At 50.1% G+C, this 18640-nt stretch carries 18 protein-coding genes; 5 read left to right on the top strand and 13 right to left on the bottom strand.

Annotation, left to right across the window (positions count from 1 at the left end; translation table 11 throughout):
- Nucleotides 1-106: 106 nt before the first annotated feature.
- Genes Q8K39_RS13935 through Q8K39_RS13925 form a run of 3 tightly spaced genes read right to left on the bottom strand, consistent with a single transcriptional unit; the run spans nucleotide 107 to nucleotide 2633 of the window.
- The gene (locus Q8K39_RS13935) at nucleotides 107-976 is read right to left on the bottom strand and encodes a ComEC/Rec2 family competence protein (protein ID WP_305261062.1); all 870 of its coding nucleotides are present in this window, start codon (nucleotides 974-976) and stop codon (nucleotides 107-109) included.
- A gap of 3 nt (nucleotides 977-979) precedes the next feature.
- Nucleotides 980-1786: a TatD family hydrolase gene (locus Q8K39_RS13930; RefSeq protein WP_305261060.1), complete on the bottom strand. Its 807-nt coding sequence runs from the start codon at nucleotides 1784-1786 to the stop codon at nucleotides 980-982.
- 37 nt (nucleotides 1787-1823) lie between these two features.
- Nucleotides 1824-2633, bottom strand: a complete 810-nt coding sequence (locus tag Q8K39_RS13925; protein WP_305261059.1) for a hypothetical protein — start codon at nucleotides 2631-2633, stop codon at nucleotides 1824-1826.
- Nucleotides 2634-2762: 129 nt separating this feature from the next.
- Between Q8K39_RS13925 and Q8K39_RS13920 the strand changes: the two genes are divergently transcribed.
- On the top strand, nucleotides 2763-3506 hold the full coding sequence (locus Q8K39_RS13920) for a helix-turn-helix domain-containing protein (RefSeq protein WP_305261068.1): 744 nt from the start codon (nucleotides 2763-2765) through the stop codon (nucleotides 3504-3506).
- Nucleotides 3507-3508: 2 nt separating this feature from the next.
- Here the strand turns inward: Q8K39_RS13920 and Q8K39_RS13915 are convergent, their stop codons facing one another.
- The 3 genes from Q8K39_RS13915 to Q8K39_RS13905 all read right to left on the bottom strand — a co-directional run bounded on the left by Q8K39_RS13915 (nucleotide 3509) and on the right by Q8K39_RS13905 (nucleotide 6352).
- Nucleotides 3509-4447: an N-acetylmuramoyl-L-alanine amidase-like domain-containing protein gene (locus Q8K39_RS13915; protein ID WP_305261057.1), complete on the bottom strand. Its 939-nt coding sequence runs from the start codon at nucleotides 4445-4447 to the stop codon at nucleotides 3509-3511.
- Nucleotides 4448-4572: 125 nt separating this feature from the next.
- A complete protein-coding gene (gene rraA / locus Q8K39_RS13910; protein WP_186954587.1) occupies nucleotides 4573-5067 on the bottom strand; it encodes a ribonuclease E activity regulator RraA in 495 nt (164 codons plus the stop codon).
- A 52-nt stretch (nucleotides 5068-5119) separates the two neighbouring features.
- Entirely contained in the window at nucleotides 5120-6352 is a 1233-nt protein-coding gene (locus Q8K39_RS13905) for an MFS transporter (RefSeq protein ID WP_305261055.1), read from the bottom strand.
- Nucleotides 6353-6509: 157 nt separating this feature from the next.
- Here Q8K39_RS13905 and Q8K39_RS13900 point away from each other — a divergent pair, with 157 nt between their 5' ends.
- Nucleotides 6510-7295, top strand: coding sequence for a helix-turn-helix domain-containing protein (locus tag Q8K39_RS13900; protein WP_186954586.1), 786 nt, complete (start codon nucleotides 6510-6512; stop codon nucleotides 7293-7295).
- Between the two features lie 95 nt (nucleotides 7296-7390).
- On the opposite strand, the gene clpB is transcribed toward Q8K39_RS13900, so the two are convergent.
- Nucleotides 7391-9994, bottom strand: coding sequence for an ATP-dependent chaperone ClpB (gene clpB / locus Q8K39_RS13895; protein ID WP_186954585.1), 2604 nt, complete (start codon nucleotides 9992-9994; stop codon nucleotides 7391-7393).
- A 117-nt stretch (nucleotides 9995-10111) separates the two neighbouring features.
- On the opposite strand from clpB, the gene Q8K39_RS13890 reads away from it, so the two are divergent.
- Entirely contained in the window at nucleotides 10112-10654 is a 543-nt protein-coding gene (locus Q8K39_RS13890; protein ID WP_305261050.1) for a hypothetical protein, read from the top strand.
- A gap of 34 nt (nucleotides 10655-10688) precedes the next feature.
- On the opposite strand, the gene pip is transcribed toward Q8K39_RS13890, so the two are convergent.
- Nucleotides 10689-11654 (bottom strand): prolyl aminopeptidase, encoded by a 966-nt coding sequence (pip, locus tag Q8K39_RS13885; RefSeq protein ID WP_305261048.1) that lies wholly within the window; start codon nucleotides 11652-11654, stop codon nucleotides 10689-10691.
- 153 nt (nucleotides 11655-11807) lie between these two features.
- On the opposite strand from pip, the gene Q8K39_RS13880 reads away from it, so the two are divergent.
- A complete protein-coding gene (locus Q8K39_RS13880; RefSeq protein ID WP_305261047.1) occupies nucleotides 11808-12836 on the top strand; it encodes a phytanoyl-CoA dioxygenase family protein in 1029 nt (342 codons plus the stop codon).
- A 14-nt stretch (nucleotides 12837-12850) separates the two neighbouring features.
- Here Q8K39_RS13880 and crcB read toward each other — a convergent pair whose 3' ends face one another.
- From crcB to Q8K39_RS13855, 5 genes are all read right to left on the bottom strand, one after another.
- Nucleotides 12851-13234, bottom strand: coding sequence for a fluoride efflux transporter CrcB (gene crcB / locus Q8K39_RS13875; protein WP_305261046.1), 384 nt, complete (start codon nucleotides 13232-13234; stop codon nucleotides 12851-12853).
- The gene (moaE, locus tag Q8K39_RS13870; protein WP_305261066.1) at nucleotides 13231-13707 is read right to left on the bottom strand and encodes a molybdopterin synthase catalytic subunit MoaE; all 477 of its coding nucleotides are present in this window, start codon (nucleotides 13705-13707) and stop codon (nucleotides 13231-13233) included. Before moaE ends, crcB begins: the two co-directional genes overlap by 4 nt.
- A 12-nt stretch (nucleotides 13708-13719) precedes the next feature.
- A complete protein-coding gene (gene moaD, locus Q8K39_RS13865; RefSeq protein ID WP_186954581.1) occupies nucleotides 13720-13977 on the bottom strand; it encodes a molybdopterin converting factor subunit 1 in 258 nt (85 codons plus the stop codon).
- Nucleotides 13978-14019: 42 nt separating this feature from the next.
- Entirely contained in the window at nucleotides 14020-15222 is a 1203-nt protein-coding gene (gene glp / locus Q8K39_RS13860; RefSeq protein WP_305261044.1) for a gephyrin-like molybdotransferase Glp, read from the bottom strand.
- 202 nt (nucleotides 15223-15424) lie between these two features.
- On the bottom strand, nucleotides 15425-15940 hold the full coding sequence (locus Q8K39_RS13855) for a glycine zipper 2TM domain-containing protein (protein ID WP_186954580.1): 516 nt from the start codon (nucleotides 15938-15940) through the stop codon (nucleotides 15425-15427).
- A gap of 391 nt (nucleotides 15941-16331) precedes the next feature.
- Between Q8K39_RS13855 and Q8K39_RS13850 the strand changes: the two genes are divergently transcribed.
- Nucleotides 16332-18626: a catecholate siderophore receptor Fiu gene (locus Q8K39_RS13850; protein ID WP_186954579.1), complete on the top strand. Its 2295-nt coding sequence runs from the start codon at nucleotides 16332-16334 to the stop codon at nucleotides 18624-18626.
- Nucleotides 18627-18640: the final 14 nt, after the last annotated feature.

Below are 18640 nucleotides of genomic sequence, written 5' to 3'. Positions count from 1 at the left end.
CTTCCCACCCGGATTAACGAATAACCGTTCACTTTTCACTGATTTGGCATTCACGTCAATCGAATCTTTACGTGAGTGCGGCTGAGTTGTCCATTTCTCGATAACTTTAGACTCGCCGATGCAAGTGAAAACTTTGGCGTGAGCCGGAAATACTGATCAGGTGACCGATCCCCACCCGGTTAAATACCGTCCAGTCAGCTTGAGATATCTCGCGCTGATCGCCTACCACCAAAGCGACCAGCACACCCGCATAGGGTTGAGATGGTAAAGCGGCATGTATGCGTGCACGCAATTTGTAGCGAATGGATGCAATAAGATTGCCTGGGCTCCAGACAAAATCCACCAGCTTGCGGTTATATTGCACGGCGTCTTGTGCGTATTTATCGGGACGGACACTGCCAGTGGCGCGGATGCCCTGCTCCAGTAACCAAGCCTCGTAATCAAAACCGAATTCATTGGCATTGCCATGTGGCCGCTTCAAGCGTACGCGGAATTGCCAGCGTTCTCCAGGCTGTACGGAGGGGACCTTCTGCATACCACCAGAATCACCACCCCAATCAGGACCATACCAGGACAAGGCAACTCTCGATGGCCACGGTGCGAGAAGAGTCAAATCACCGGCACCGTCTGCGCGCACCTGCTCCACCGCAAAATTAAATCTCTGCCCCCGCTCAGAACGAAAAGGCAGACTGTCGATGGTGCCGGTTAACACGACATCCTGATTTTCCCATTTCCTGGGCAACTCTTCGCTTAAATAAAAATACGCATAGCCACTGGCCCAGACAAACCCCAGTAAGGCAGTGAGAATAAAACGTGCAGGCAAATGCAGCCATGGCATCGGTTTGAATTTGAGTAACAGCAGGATGCCAAGCAGCGACAAACCCATCATCAATGAAAGCCAGTTGTAGCTAAATAGCTCAGCCTGTTGCTGCAAGATGGCTACACCAAATACAAAGCCCAACAACGCCGCTCGCACAGATCAAGCCCTTTGCATGCGTGGCATGATGTGCATGGCATTGACTGTAGTTGCTTCCGCCACTTCAGCCAGACTCAGATTACGCAAGCCTGCCAGCACGGCCCCTATACGTGGCAACTGTGCTGGAGTATTAACCCCCTCAGGTAGCCAGCTGGGTGGAATATCTGGCGAATCGGTTTCCAGCACGATGGCGGACAAAGGTAGTTCTGTTGCCAGACGACGTATTTGCAAAGCGCGCGGAAAAGTCATGGCACCGCCAAAACCCAGTTTAAAACCCATGTCGATAAATGTTTGCGCTTGCTGCTGACTGCCATTGAAGGCATGGGCAATACCACCCATGACGTTGATGCGACGTAAATGCTTGAGGATGATGTCTTGTGAACGCCGGACATGAAGCAGCACAGGCAAGTCAAAATCCCTGGCCAGCTTCAATTGTTCCACATAAAAGCATTCCTGCTTTTCCTTTAAAGGGCTTTGCGTCAAGGCGGGTACAAAATAATCGAGGCCAATTTCACCTATGGCCACCAGTTTTCTTTGCGTATCTGCGCCAGCCATCAGCTCACTTACTTTTTCGCGCAAGAGCAGCAGGTCTTCTTCTTTTGAAGTCGGCACATACATGGGATGTATGCCCAGGGCATAAAAACAATCAGCCCTATGCTCGCCCAGTTTGATGACAGTATCAAAATTGCTTTTGTGTACGGCAGGCACGACGATCGCCGACACGCCCGCTTGCGCGGCAGCTTGCGCAACGGCCAGCGATTCACCGCCAAATTCACTCGCATCCAGATGACAGTGGCTATCTATCCACATAACACTTCAAACCCAGGCTAATTTATCAACAAGCTGATTATGAAGCAGTTTGCCTGTGGACTACAATCTTTTGCATATGGACTTTTGTTTGCGTTTCTTTGTGAGCGCGCCAGCGATACACAATCAGGCCGGCCGCCAGGGCTGCCAGCAAATGCTTGATGCTGTGACCACTGATGACATGGAGTTGCAGCAAGATTTGCCCATCCAGCATCTCTGTCATTTTTGCGGCTACATATAACAGCATGGCTGTACCAAATGTTAGACGGTCTGCAAGCCCGGCTTTCCATATCCATTGCCATAAAGGGATCAATACAAGAGTCAAACCCTGTATCAACAAGTATGGACGCAAGTCCCCGGTCTGCTGCCACCAGATCACCGACGTCAGGGCTGCTATCAGCAGCAGCACCAGTTCCATGAAGGCTTTCCTGGCATCCATGCCTGGCAGGCTGGCTGCTCTGACTGCTGCCAACAAGCTGCAACAGGCGAAGGCAATAGGTAATCTATCCCAGAACAGGCGCGCATCATCTGGCGCCAGATGATAGTAACTGGAACCAACCGCAGTAGCAGCCAGACTGAGGGTGAAGATGCAATAAGCAGGAAATGCGACGCCAGTGTCGCCCTGGCGGTATTTTTCCAGCAAGAACCAGCTACCCAGTACAGCCACAAGTGCAAAACCAATATTAGTCAACACATCAATAGCGTGAGGTATGCCTGACCACTCAGATTGATCAGCAAACTCATGATAATGCGCTAATTGTTCAACAGGCCCGTGCAGCAATAATGCCAATGCTACCAGGACTGAGATCAGTGTGGGTAACAGTGCTTTTAAGTGTAAACCAGTTTTCATTATTTCCACCCATGTTTTAACAGATGAGCAATTGTGGCAACAGGCGGCAAATAATGAAACCAATACGAATGAAGTAGCGACATGCAATAATCGAAGTATTAAATCCTGCAACCTTGTATGCGTAAAACCATGACTGAAATCCGGCAATTATTGAACAGCATCAAACAACAACTGAAGCTGCAGGGAAAAACATACAGGGATGTGGCTACGGCACTCAATTTATCTGAAGCCAGCATCAAACGCCTGCTGAGTGCCGAGAATGGTGCCAATATGAGTATAGAAAGGCTGGCGCAAATCAGCCACTTTCTAGGTTACAGCCTGCTGGAACTCACTCAGGAAGCAAGTGCCAGTAACACCCGCATACATAGTTTGAGCACTGCGCAGGAAAAGGAACTGGTGTCAGATACAAAATTGCTGCTGGTGGCAGTCTGCGCCCTGAATCACTGGAAATTTGAAGAAATTCTGCAAATTTATCAACTCAGTGAGACAGAATGCCTGAGCAAACTTTTGCACCTGGATAAATTATGCCTGATCAGCCTGATGCCAAATAACCGCATACGGCTGAATATCGCCAGGGATTTTGACTGGTTGCCGCATGGGCCGATACGCCAGTATTTCCATGATACTGGCATGATCGATTTTCTGGACGCGCCATTCAGCCATGAATATGAATCACAGCACTTCATCCACGGTATGCTGACGGAAGCAGCCGCAGAAAAATTTCAGGCTGAGATACGTCAACTCAGGCACAAACTGGCAGAACTGCACACAGAGAGCCTTAGCAGTCCGCTCAAGAAAAGACGTGGCACAGCAGTATTATTGGCCATGCGCGAATGGGAGCCAGCCAGTTTTAATGCGCTACGCAAACCCTAGTATCACTTCCCCGGCCTTGGCAGGCCGACCGCACCAGGGATGACGATATCATCACGCAAGCGCAAAAATTTAAAGCCCAGCAAGCGACGTGGCTTGGCTTGCTTGCTGGTACGGGTTCTCTCATTGGTACGGGCGATAAAAGTATCGAAGCTCTCTTCCCTTACCTGAGGTTCGGCAGAATTCAAAAAATTGCGTTTGCCATTCGCATCAATCACCACCAGGCCGACATGGGTAATCGACTGGAAACCATCCTTGTCTGACACCACGTTCACGAAATCACCATCGCGTAACTGATCCAGCATGGCATTAACCTTGTCAGCCCTGACATAGGCTTCACGGCTGGTTTGCACAGGGAGACTGGTTTCCTTGCGATGTTGCTCACGCAGGAATTTTGCCCTGTCGACAACGATGTCATAACTCGCTACCTTGTCGGCACCAAACCCGGCGCTGACATCCTTGAGCAACCAGGCATTATTGATATTCCAGTCCACTTCGGTGTAGTGATTGCGCGTCGCCACCCCGATCAAACCATCCTTGTAACGTATGCGCTGCAAGGCCCAGAAAAATTCTTCCCATGAGCGGCTTAAGGCCATGGCATAGGTATGCTCGGCAAACACCAGGCAGTCACTATGAGTGAGGCTATACATCGGCAGGTTGTCATGCAACTCAAAGGGGAATTCCCCCAGCAGGTTCAGCTTGTAGGGCTGGCCTATATTTTTCCTTGCGACAAGGGCGATACGCTGGCGCAAATCGGGTACATTGGCGTATAGATATGCAAGATACTGATCCACCTCTTGTGGCGTCATCTGGAAGATTTTTTTACCTTGGAAGGGTTCAGCAGCCAGCTTGGCCGATGTCGTCACCTGCTTATCCTGGACTTGAGCAGGTGCATTCATCGATAAGGTTGAAGCAAGGACAAAGGCCAACAGACGAAGAATCATAAGCAGACAAAATGAATGATAAGGTCAGGCTTTATACCACAGCCTGGAATTCTCACCACTGAAAAACAAAACGCATACAGCTTTAATCGACTGTATGCGTCTATTTTATGCCTGTCCCATCCTGCTTAAACCAGTGCCTGTCTGGCTACCAGTACACCGTCTGCATCGGCATAAATCCAGTCGCCAGGTTTGATGGCGACACCCGCCACATTGATACGGGCATCTCGCATGCCACCGCCATGCTTGGCTGCACGCAAAGGCATGGGTGCCATGGCGCGTACGCCAATATTGCAGGCATTGATTTCATCCACATCACGGATACAACCATGAACAATAATACCTACCCAGCCATTTTTTTCTGCCAGTGCAGCCAGGTTGCCACCCACCAGCGCGCAACGGAAGCTGCCGCCACCATCAATCACCAGGACATGACCATTGCCTGGCTTTTCCAGCGTCTCCCTCACCAGCACATTGTCTTCAAATACTTTCAGCGTTACGGCCTGACCGCTGAATTTGATAACCGTACCATAGCGCATGAATATGGGCGGGATGACGGCCAGTTCATGCGTGGCGATCTTGTCTTCGTTGGCATCACAAATATCACAGGTAGCAAAGCTCATGATTTGTCCTCGTTCGTATGAACCCTCATTCTAACCAGCTAATCAACAATATTCAAACCGCCAATGCCCTGGTTTTGCTACCAACATTGATGGCCGTCAATATTGCCAACACCTGGAAGAAACCAACACAGATAAATACCCACGAAGGATGATGCGCATCCATGATGGCACCAAAAATAAGCGGCGCCACTGCCAGGCCGGAATCCAGCCCTGAATAAACGATACCATACACGCGACCCGTGGCATTTTTGGGTGCAGCAGCACGTATCATCAAATCACGCGAAGGCCCGGCAATCCCAGAACCAAAACCGATTACCCCCATCAACAGAACAGCAACGCCTGCATTGACTGCGCCGCTCGCCAGAATTAGTGAAAAAATTCCGGCAAAGCTGAATGCAAACGTAATCGTCCTGTCATGATGAGTAGTTTTCGCTGCCAGAAAACCGCCCAACAACATGCCAGCAGCCGAAGCCAGCATGTACAAAGTATAGGCAGTGGTGGCCGAACCCAGTGACATGTCATACATCTGACGCAAGCTGACGGATGAAAAGCTTTGTATGCCGCCCAAAGCCATGGCGGTCATGAAGAAAAAGCCAAAGCACATCCACACCGCAGGAATACGCATGAAATCCATCGCACCCTCGGCGGCTTTGGCAGCATGCGCTGCACTTTTATGCTGGACTATCTCGGTATACAACAGGTCGCGGTAAAAAAACAGTATAGCCAACACGGTAAAGGGCAAGAAGGCTGCACAAAACAAAGCGGTGCGCCAAGTTGTCAGACCGGCGATAGTCACCAGAAAAACAGGTGCCGCCGCCCATCCAAGATTGCCGGTTATGCCATGCACAGAAAAGGCGTAACCCAAACGTTGGCTGGATACTTTCTTATTGAGCAAGGTGTAATCAGAAGGATGGAATACACTATTCCCCACGCCAGCCAGCATGGAACCCATCAACAGCATGCTGTAATTTTGCGACATCGACAACACCAATGCGGCAAACCCCAGGCAAGATATGCCAAAAAACAAAACTGCCCTGGCACCGACCTTATCGACGATAAAGCCGGATAAAGCCTGGCCTATGCCAGAGATCACAAAAAATACCGTCATCAGCAAACCCAGTTCGGCAAATGACAAGCTAAAGGCATCCTTAATCCATGGGAATAAAGGAGCCAGTATCATATGGAAAAAGTGGGAAATGCCGTGCGCCAGGCCCACCAGGCTGATCACCATCACATCCTTTTTCATATTCTCCGGCGTTGTCTGGGTTGTCGCTGCTGTCGTCATTAAAATCATCTCCTGTTTCCAAACGCACTTGCAAGTCAAAGCAAGCTTTCAAGCAAGCAGTGTATGCAAAATCCTCTAGTCTGATTTAAGATAGATAGACAAAATTTATCGCATTTCCGCCAACCAGGAAAATAAGTCTTACAGATTAGGAATGACCATGGCAATTGAAATCCTGACCGATACCCGCCCTCAGGCACCAGACAAGCGCCCCACACCTGAGCGCCCTGTACGGCTGGCAGCTAGAAACCTGCCGACGGAAGAAGTCATCAGCATGCATAGCCACACCTGGGGGCAGTTGACTTATACGCCGCAGGGCATGATGCAGATACTGGCGAATAACAACACCTGGTTCGTGCCGCCTTTACGGGCAATCTGGATACCGCCCAATGTGGCGCATGAGGTACGTATCATTGAGCCTTCACAACTGCGGCTGCTGAACATACACGCTGACTTTGCCCCCTTTCGCGGCACAGAATGCCTGGTACTGGAAGTCTCGCCACTGCTCAGGGAATTGATCGCCAGCATGGAAGTAATAGAAGTAGCCAGTACGCGCGAGTTTCATATCGCGGCTGTCATCATGGATGAACTGCAAGCTGCAAAAACTTTACCCATACGCTTGCCTATGCCCAGAGATAAACGACTCAAAAACCTGTGTGAAATTTTGCTGGCCGACCCGGCATCCGGCATGACCATGGAAGATTATGCGATACAGGTTGGGGCATCTTCACGCACCCTGTCACGCCTGTTTGAGCAAGAGCTGGATATGTCATTCACTGCCTGGCGTCAGCAAATGCGTTTATCCAAGGCATCACCATTGATCACCAGTGGCATGCCATTATCACAAGTAGCGTCTGAGTTGGGCTATGCCAGCCAGTCGGCATTTTCTGCCATGTTCAAGAAAACTTTTGGTGAATCACCATCGAGTTTTTTCAAACAAAAATGAGTAATGATAAAAAAAGGGCAGCATTTGCACGCTGCCCCAACTTGCTTTCCTACGAAGGTCTAGACCGGTAATCTATCCCCAGGTTCCAACTAATTTCACGCCAGCTCTCCCGCTTTGCTAAACACCAGTTCGTGGTCTTTGGCATCGATCGCAATAATATCCTTGGGCCCAAATTTACCTTGCAATATCAGTTTGGACAAGACATTTTCTATCTCTTGCTGAATAGCGCGTTTTAACGGCCTCGCACCGTACACAGGATCGAAACCTGCTTCTGCAATTTTTTGCAGGGCGTCTTCGCTGACCTGCAAACCCATGTCCATCTGGCGCAAACGTTGCTCCAGGGTCTTAAGCTGTATCTTGGCAATCGCCCCTATGTTTTTCGCATCCAGTGCATGGAATACCACGATTTCATCAATACGGTTGATAAATTCAGGGCGGAAATGGGTTTTGACTTCACCCATGACGGCCATCTTGATGACTTCAGGATCGCTACCTTCCATGGCCTGTATCTGATGCGAACCCAGATTCGATGTCATGACGATCACGGTATTTTTGAAATCCACCGTTCTGCCTTGTCCATCCGTCATGCGTCCATCATCCAACACCTGCAACAGCACATTGAAGACATCATGATGGGCTTTTTCGACCTCGTCCAGCAAAATCACGCTATACGGTTTACGCCGAACCGCCTCGGTCAGATAGCCACCCTCTTCATAGCCTACATAGCCCGGTGGCGCACCTATCAGACGTGCCACCGAATGTTTCTCCATGAACTCACTCATGTCGATACGGATCAATGACTCTTCTGTATCAAACATGAAATTCGCCAGTGCCTTGCACAACTCGGTTTTACCAACACCGGTAGGCCCAAGGAACAGGAAGGAACCATACGGACGACCAGGATCACCAAGGCCAGAACGTGAACGGCGGATTGCATCCGACACTGCAGTAATTGCTTCATGCTGGCCAACGACGCGTTGATGCAATGCATCTTCCATATGCAATAATTTCTCGCGCTCACCCTGCATCATGCGCGACACTGGGATGCCAGTTGCACGAGACACAATCTCCGCAATTTCTTCTGCACCTACCTGGGTACGCAAGAGCTTCATCTTGCTGCCGTCTTGCTGGTTTTTATCCGCCTGAGTATCTGCCTGCTTGAGTTGTGCTTCCAGCTCAGGCAATTGACCGTACTGCAATTCAGACATGGTTTGCCAGTCGCCACGGCGCTTGGCTTCATCCATTTGCAGACGGATTTTTTCTATTTCTTCCTTGATATGGGTACTTCCCTGCACCAAGGCTTTTTCTGCTTTCCAGACTTCTTCGAGATCAGCATATTCGAGAGAGAGTTTGCCAATCTCTTCTTCTATCAAGATCAGGCGCTTTTTGGAGCCCTCATCTTTCTCACGTTTGACGGCTTCTTTTTCTATCTTCAACTGTATCAGGCGACGATCCAGCTTATCCATGACTTCTGGCTTGGAGTCTATCTCTATCTTGATTTTGGCCGCAGCCTCATCAATCAGGTCGATTGCCTTGTCAGGCAAGAAACGGTCAGTGATGTAGCGGTGTGACAATTCTGCCGCTGCAACAATCGCCGGATCGGTAATATCAACGCCATGATGGACTTCGTATTTCTCTTGCAAACCACGCAGGATCGCTATGGTTGCCTCGACACTAGGCTCATCAACAATAATTTTCTGGAAACGGCGCTCCAGCGCTGCATCTTTTTCTATGTATTTGCGATATTCATCAAGCGTGGTTGCGCCTACACAGTGCAATTCACCGCGTGCCAATGCTGGCTTGAGCATATTGCCAGCATCCATAGCACCCTCAGCCTTGCCTGCGCCAACCATGGTGTGCAACTCATCGATAAAGACGATAGTCTGGCCTTCATCCATGGCAATTTCCTTGAGCACGGCTTTCAGGCGCTCTTCAAATTCACCACGGTATTTGGCACCAGCCAATAAGGCAGCCATGTCCAGAGACAAGACGCGTTTGGATTTCAGGCTGTCCGGCACTTCACCATTGACGATACGTTGTGCCAGTCCTTCAACGATGGCGGTTTTACCTACACCAGGCTCACCGATCAACACAGGATTGTTTTTGCTGCGACGCTGCAAGACCTGGATAGCGCGACGAATTTCATCATCGCGGCCTATGACAGGGTCAAGCTTACCCAGACGGGCACGCTCAGTCAGATCCATTGTGTACTTCTTTAAAGCCTCGCGTTGCCCTTCGGCATCCTGGCTATCAACATTGCCACCACCTCGCACTGCAGCGATGGCAGCTTCCAGTGACTTGCGTGTCAGACCATTTTCGCGCGCCAGCTTGCCAGCCTCGGATTTGTCGTCTGTCAGTGCCAACAAGATCATTTCGCTGGCAAGGAACTGATCACCGCGCTTTTGCGATTCTTTGTCGGCTAGGTTCAGAAGGCCGACCAGCTCGCGACCGGCCTGTACTTGTCCATCCGTACCACTGACCTTGGGCAAACGTTCGAGAGCCGCTTTCAAGGCATTGCTCAGGGCGGCAACGTTCACGCCTGCCCTTTGCAATAATGAACGGCTGCTGCCATCATCCTGGTTGATTAATGCCAACAAGACGTGCACAGGCTCTATGTATTGGTTATCATTGCCGACTGCCTGACTTTGCGCGTCTGCGAGCGCTTCTTGTAGCTTGGTAGTTAATTTGTCGTGCCGCATGACTCTCTCCTGAAGAAGTAGTTAGCATACAATTTGGGGCAGCCAGTCCAATTTCAAGAATGGGCAAAGCTAAACTCGCAGTGCATTTCACGAAGTTTGTTTTATATCAAAGACCACATGGATTTACATCAGATACAAATTACTTATCTTCCTGATCAGGATAGACTATTGCTCAAATTGTCGTTTGCAGAAAAAGATAAAGCTGCCAGGCAAGAAATAGACCTCTTGTTTACCCGCAGGACAACCATGAAATTCTGGCCAGGTTTGCTGGAAGCCATGGGCAAGCAGGTCAAGATGAGCAAACCCAGTGCTGCGCACGCAAGTTCAGAACTGGTGCAAATGGAACATGAAGCCTCGGTGGCTGAAATGAAGGACAGTGGCCACTTCAATGCCCCACTGGAAGACGATGTTGAAAGCTGGCCGCTCGGCAAAGAGGCGATGCTACCAGAGAACATACAATTTCACGTCCACGCAAAGCTGCCATTCAGGATGGAATTTACAGTTGCTGGCGGCAAAAATTTTGAAATTGCCATGGGCAAGCGTTTGCTGCACGGCTTTTGCAAATTGTTCCAGGATGCTGTGGAAAAAGCAGATTGGGGTTTCACCCTGGAAATGATGGGAAGTGCTCCTGAAGCACCTCCGGCGGGAATGCTGAACTAGGCCAAATCAAAACAGATATAAAGACGGCAAAGTCTTAATCGAATTTGCCAGACTTTTTAAATTGATTAGTTGCCTCTACCAGTGCTGCTGCAATACCAGGCTCACCGCCTGCATGCCCTGCGTCAGCAATCATCTGCAAACGCGCTTCTGGCCAGGCTTGGTGCAATCTTTGCGCCGTCACTGGCGGGCAAACCACATCATAACGACCTTGCACGATGACAGCAGGCAAATGGCGGATACGGCCTATATCCTCTATCAACTGGTCTTCACGCATGAAAGCACCATTGATCATGTAATGCGCTTCCAGCCTGCCCAGACCTATGGCTACGGCATCTGACTCAAAATCGGCAATGGTATCTGGCTGGGGCAGCAAGAAGATGCAAGAACCTTCATAGCGACTCCAGTTACGCGCCGCCTCGGTGTAAATCGCAGGGTCTTCACTGAACAGGCGTTTGGCATAGGCTTGCAGCAAGTCGTGGCGCTCTTCTGCTGGCACGCCTTCTGCAAATCGTTGATGCACCTCTGGGAAGAACCATTTCATGCCATTCACAAACCATTCCACCTCAGCCTTGGTACAAAGAAAAATTCCCCTGAGGACAAAACCCAGGCAACGCTCAGGATACGCCTCGCCATAGGCCAGCGCCAGTGTAGACCCCCAGGAACCACCAAAGACCAGCCATTGCTCTATGCCCAGCATGACGCGGATTTTTTCTATATCGTCCACCAACAAGGCTGTGGTGTTATTGCGGTATTCTCCTAGCGGCAGAGACTTACCCGCACCACGCTGATCAAACAGCACGATACGATAATGCGCAGGATCAAAGAATCGGCGATGATTTGGCGCAGTGCCCCCGCCAGGCCCGCCATGCAGGAAAATCACAGGCTGGCCATTGGGATTACCACTTTCCTCCCAATACAAGGTATGCATATCATCGACTGGCAGCATGCCAGTACGGTAAGGTTCTATGACAGGGAACAAAGAAGTAGTATCTGCGCTCATATGAATAAGAAATAGATGAAATAGTGTAGGTAGCTAACAGGGATTATACTCATGTACATAGAGAAGCAATAGGCAATATTGCAACATCTGATTGTGTATTGCGGAATAGACTTTTATTTTTTATGATGCTGTTTTCACATTCATCGTTCAATCATGCCCTTATCAGATCCCCGCACTAATTCGAATGAACCTGAACAATTGGGTGCTCCGGGACTGTACAGTTATTGGTCACGCACGATGGCTGCCTTGAACGGCAAAGGTACAGGAAATAATCCAGAATTTCACAGGGATCGTCTGCTCCTGCATGTCTTGGGCTTGGGTTTGGAACAAACCTCACAGTATCTGTCGCAAAACCGACCAGGCTTTCAGGAGTTCGAGGCCTGGATTATCCAGACGGCAGGCAGGCCATCCAGTAACACCATCGCCCGTTTGCAAAATTTGTATTTCGGCAGCCCACTCCCTGACGATGTCTCAAGCTTATTTGAACAGGTCACCAACATGCCTGACGTATTCAGTCAGGAAGATTTGCAGCACTGGACAGAGCATGGCTACGTCATACTGCATGAAGCAGTGCCCGCTGCGGATTGTGCGATGGCAGCCCGGACTATCTGGGATGCACTGGGTGCAAGCGAAGAGAATGAAGCATCTTGGTACCACAGGGGGCACGCCAACATCATGGTGCAATTGTTCCAGTCACCCGTTTTTGAAAAAAACCGTCGTTCGCTGCGCATTCACAAGGCTTTTGCACAATTGTGGGGGACTGCAGATTTATGGGCCACCACAGACCGCTGCAGCTTCAACGTTCCTGAGAAACCAGGTCACGTCTTTCAAGGCCCGGACCTGCATTGGGATGTGAGTTTGCAGCAACCTGTGCCACTTGCTACGCAGGGCGTACTTTACCTGACCGACACACCACCAGAGCAAGGCGCACTCACGCTGGTTCCCGGTTTTCATCAAAGGCTGGGTAAATGGATGGATGAATTGCCAGAGAGTGCTTACCCCAGAGAGCAAGACTTGCATGCACTGGGTTCAATGCCTGTAGGTGGCAAGGCTGGCGACCTGGTCATCTGGCATCAGGCCCTGCCCCATGGCAGCCGCCCCAATCGTGGCAAGAAACCACGCATCGTGCAATACATCAATATGCTGCCCAGTCAACTACAGATACATGAAACCTGGCGCTGAGCACACCGCGCCATTTAATGAAGAAGCGCTTTATAGGTGGCAAAACCCGCAAAGCAACAGAGAATGGAGCCCAGCAAATGCGCGCCGCTATGCAGCATGGCCCAGCCGTAATCACCGCGATGTAAAAGGCCCATAGCTTCTGCAGAAAAAGTAGAAAATGTCGTCAGGCCACCAAGGAAACCTGTAATCAAAAACAGCCGCCATTCAGGTGAAAGGTGTGGATTGGCAGAAAAAAAAGCAACCGCAAAACCAATGACGTAACCACCACCCAGATTCGCTACCAGAGTCCCGATCGGGAACAAGGGCAAAACACCGTTCAGCCACAATCCCAAAGCCCAGCGCAGCCAAGCACCAAATGCTGCGCCTGTACCAACGGCCAGCGCACCAAGCCAGCTCATGCAGGATCCCCTCCTTGGGCCGGCATGTTCCACTTTTGCAGTGCCAGGTCATCGGTTTCACGCGCATCTACCCAACGAGAACCCTCAGGCGTTTGTTCTTTTTTCCAGAAAGGTGCCTGGGTCTTTAAATAATCCATGATGAATTCGCAGGCAGCAAAGGCATCACCTCGATGACGTGTCGCCACAGCCACCAGTACAATCTGGTCCAGCGGCTGCAAAGGCCCTACCCTGTGTATGACTAGGGTATTGATGAGATCCCAGCGCGCCTGCGCCTGCACAACTATCTGTTCCAGCGCCTTTTCTGTCATGCCAGGATAATGTTCCAACTCCATGGCACTGATATTTTGCCCATCATTGATATCGCGCACCAGGCCTACAAAGCTGACCACGGCACCTATACCAGGATTGCCCTGGCGCAGTTGTTCCAATTCTGCACTCAGATCAAAGTCAACAGTCTGCACGCGGATAGTCATGCCAGTCATGCCTCACCCCCCGGTAACCGGAGGGAAGAAAGCGACTTCTGCACCTTCACTGATTTTCGTATCAGGTTCACACATTTGCTGGTTATATGCCATGCGCAAAGCGCGCCCCGGTGCCAGCACGTCAGCCCAGACATCACCACGTGCGACCAGCCAGGATCTGACTTCGCCTACGGTGTTGATATCTGCGGGCAAGGCTACCTTTTGCTCAGACATGCCCAGTTTTTCACGGACACTGGCAAAAAAACGTAATTGTATATTCATCATCTGAAACACTAGAAATATGGGAAGGCAGAACCTGACAGATTACATCAGGCTGCTAAATGGGATATATCGTACCAGCTCACCCTTGCGTATGCTCTGACCTGGCGCAAGATCGATCAGGCCATCACCCCAGACTGTGGAGGTCAATACACCCGAACTTTGATTAGCGAACAAATCCAGTCCACCATCGACATTCAGGCGGCCCCGCAAAAATTCATTGCGTCGATCTGGTTTCAGCCAGTCAAAATCAGCACGCACATGGTAAGCAGCAGGTTCAACTTTTTCCACGCCCTGCATGCGCAGGATGAATGGGCGGACGAACAGCAAGAAAGTCACGAAGCTGGACACCGGATTACCCGGCAGCCCCATGAAAAACGCCTTGCCTACTTCCCCAAAAGCCAAGGGCTTGCCTGGCTTCATGGCTATCTGCCACATATTCAGGCTACCCTCAGCCTCAACGGCTGGTCGTATATGGTCTTCTTCACCAACAGAAACACCGCCCGAGGTAATAATGAGATCATGATCATGGCTGGCACGGCGCAAAGTGTCACGCGTGGCGTCCAGCTTGTCTGGCACGATGCCATAATCTGTGACCAGGCAACCCAGGTCTTGCAATAAACCAGTCAGCGTAAAGCGGTTGGAGTTATAAATTGCACCCGGCTTCAAAGGCTCCCCCGGCATGGTCAATTCGTCGCCAGTAAAAAACACCGCGACCCTGGGCAAGCGTAATACCGGTAATAGCGCTAAACCTACCGAGGCAGCCAAACCCAGTTCTTGCGCTCTCAAACGCGTTCCCGCTTTCAGGATAGTGGCACCTGTCTGGATATCTTCTCCCTGCCTGCGCACCCATTCACCAGTCCTTGGTTGATGTTTGATAAGCACAAAATCACCGTCAGCTTGACATTGCTCTTGCATGACAACGGCATCTGCCCCCTGGGGTATCATGGCGCCAGTGAAGATGCGTGCCGCCGTACCTGGCTCTAAGGCCTGGGCGACATGGCCAGCAGGTATTCTTTGTGAAATACGCAGGCGGCTCTCACCACTGTTGCAATCGCTGGCGCGCACGGCATAGCCATCCATCTGAGTATTGTCCACAGGCGGCACGTTCAATAAGGATGACTGGTCCGCAGCGAGGATGCGGCGATTGGAGGCGATTGTCGCCAGCGTTTCCACACCTTCAATGGGGCGCACTGCTGACAACAAAAAGTCTAGCGCTTCTTTGGCGCTTAACATTGGTTTGGACATAGTTCAGATTTCCACTTCAGCTTATGTAGTATTAAGCTGCATTGTAGCGTGAGTCCCGGCGGTTGACTTATGGGAGCGCCACTAAGCCTTATAGTAAATCTAAAGAAATCTGAAAAAAAAATCCACACGTAATGAAGTATGTGGATTTTTATCTTAAAGCCCAGATGCAGATCAAGACCACATCGCAAAAATCAGCAAGTCATCAAGGCACAATGGCAAGCTGACCATTCTGGACCGTGACCCTGACCCTGTCACCGACACGGTAATAATTATTCGGTTCGACCAGCACAGCACGCTGGTCGCCGTTATGCAGGCGTATAGTCAATTCCAGTTTATTCCTTGGGGAGGAACCACGCTCCATTTCATTGCCAATCACGCCGCCAGCAATCGCACCACCTATGGTAGCCAGATCACGCCCTGTGCCTTTGCCAACCTGATGTCCAAGCACGCCACCAAGCAAAGCACCAACCACTGCACCACCACCAGAAGAACCGCCGCTACCAACATTCACTTCACGCATACCAACAATAGTTGCAGTATCCACATAACTATTTTGATACTGATTAGCATAAGGTTGTGACTGAGGATACTGTGGCTGGTACTGCGACGGATATTGTGCAGGATATTGATTTTGCGTATGCGCTGGATAACGCTGAGTCGCACATCCTGCCAACACGCCAACAAGAGCAAATGTGGTCAGGATAGTAAGCTTGCGCATGATGAACTCCGAAAAAAGTAAGATAAGCAATCAACGCGGCAGCACAATTATTGTTGACTGCCAGGATAAAAAAAAGATCAAGCAATTGAAACTTGCATTTACCACCACAAACTAAGACAAGTAAAACTTTAACTCCTGAACCCAAATATTGGTCGAACTTTGAAAACATACGTAAGCAAAGACTACCAAGCGTTTGTTTCAGAATAACAAATTTGAAGTCAAATCACCAATGAAATTGCAACATGGATACAAATAGGAACGATTATCATTTACTTTTCTATTCCATTTAGTTACAATTGCACACTGATTTTTTTACATTCCCACCTCAGCCATTCTTCAAGAAAAGCCAGCGGTATTTATTTTTAATCTTATTTTCCCCCCAGGAAATATCATGGCCCACATCAAGAGTCGCAAGCACAAGCACGCCCTGTTCACTTCGCTCAGCAATTCACGTTTCAACCATACAATGACTGTCGCAGCGGCCGCGTTTTTGCTGCCTATCGCTGCCCACGCTGCCGACCCGGCCTTGCCAGAAGTCAAAGTAACAGCAAAAACAGAGAATGACTTCAAAGCTGACAAAGCGTCGTCTGCAAAGTACACCCAGCCTCTGGTTGACACAACTCAAACTATCACCGTCATCAAGCGCGAGCTGATAGACCAACAAGGTGCACTGACGTTGACTGAAGCCTTGCGTAATACGCCTGGCGTAGGCGCGTTCTTCCTGGGTGAAAATGGCAATACCAACACTGGTGACACTATCTATATGCGCGGTTTCGATGCTTCCAGCAGCATTTATGTTGATGGCGTCCGCGATCTGGGTTCGATTTCACGTGATTTGTTCAATATTGAACAAATCGATGTTCTCAAAGGCCCGGCCGGTACTGATGGTGGTCGTGGTTCCCCTACTGGCTCGGTCAACCTGGTCAGCAAACAAGCGAATCTTGATGATGCAACATTCGGCAACATCACAGTCGGTAGCGGCAGCCAGAAACGCGTAGCACTTGACTGGAACAAAGTCATCAGTGCTGAACAAGGTTCTGCCTTCCGTTTGAATGTGTTTGACCAGGATAGTGGCGTTGTTGGCCGCAATGAAGTCAAAAACAAGCGCTGGGGTGTCGCTCCTGCGATTGCATTTGGCTTGAAATCCCCTACCCGTTTCTATCTGAATTACCTGCATGTACAGCAAGACAATGTGCCTGATGGCGGTGTACCAACAATAGGTTTGCCAGGCTTTAGCAGCCCGGATCCGAAACGCCCATTCCTGGCCACGGCACCAAAAGTCAATCCAGAGAACTTCTATGGTTCCCGTAGCGACTTTGACAAAGTTACTGCTGACATGCTGACTGCTCGTGTAGAACATGATTTCAACAACAAAGTCAAGCTGATCAATACTGCCCGCTATGGCAAGACCAGCCAGAATTACCTGTTGACAGCTTTCATGGGCTCCACCGCCAATTTGCTGACACCGTCAGCCACCGATATCTCGACATGGACACTGGCTCGTAGCATCCGTACCCTGAAAGATCAGGAAAATGAAATCCTGACCAACCAGACCAATCTGGTTGCAGACCTGGATTTAGGCGGCTTAAAGCATAGCCTGGTAGGCGGTATAGAAGTCACGAACGAAAAACAAAATACCTGGGGCAACAATGGCTTGGGTACTTTGCCAGCAGCCAATTTTTACAACCCAAATCCAAACGACGCTATCACTGGCCTGGCACCTGTACGCAATGCGGTGTTCACCCGTGGCAGTACCAATACTGTCAGTGCCTATGTGTTTGACACAATCAAGTTCAGCCCTGAATGGCAAGCGAACGCGGGTGTCCGTATTGATCACTACACAACTGACTATTCTGCGGCCAGCCTGTCAACAGCAAGCGCCAATCCAACCTTGCCGGTGGGCACGCCTATCCCAACCAATCTGAACATGGCTGGCAACCTGGTTAATTTCAAACTGGGTGCATTGTATAAACCAACTAAAGACAGCAGTGTCTATGCATCGTACTCCACTTCCAAGCAACCTCCGGGCGGCTCCAACTTTGCTTTGAGCTCAGCTGCCAGCAGCGCTGCCAATCCAAAGTTTGACCCGCAAGAAACCAAGAATATGGAAATTGGTACCAAATGGGATTTGCTGGATCAAAAACTGTCCTTCACTGCAGCGATTTATCGCACAGAAGTATCCAATGAAGTGGTGCAAAACCTGGCTGACTTGATGTACTACCAAACTGGTAAAAAGCGCGTACAAGGTCTGGAACTGGGTGTGACAGGCGCGATCAACCGTAACTGGCTGGTCAGTGCAGGCTATACCCGCATGGACACCAGCGTTGAAAGTGGCCCTCTGGTCACTGCCAGCGGTATCAACAACCTGAGCTACACGCCAAAACAAAGCTTGACGGCATGGACTTCCTACCAGTTGCCTATGGGCATCAAACTCGGCGGTGGAGCACGCTTCGTTGATGCACTGTTGCGCGGCACGGATGGCGCAGTTGGTACACCAGCAAAGACAGAAGCCTATTGGGTAGTTGATGCGATGGCCAGCTATGCTGTCACCAAGAACGTAGACCTGCAATTGAACGTCAACAACCTGACCGACAAAGTCTACGTTGCGGCCATCAATAAGAGCGGTTATCGTTATACCCCTGGTACACCAAGAGCGGTGAGCCTGACAGCAAATGTAAAATTCTAAAGTAATATCGGCCC

The organism is Undibacterium sp. (assembly GCF_030683615.1).
Lineage (GTDB): Bacteria > Pseudomonadota > Gammaproteobacteria > Burkholderiales > Burkholderiaceae_D > Undibacterium > Undibacterium umbellatum.
This window is presented reverse-complemented; position numbering and strand designations above follow the sequence as displayed.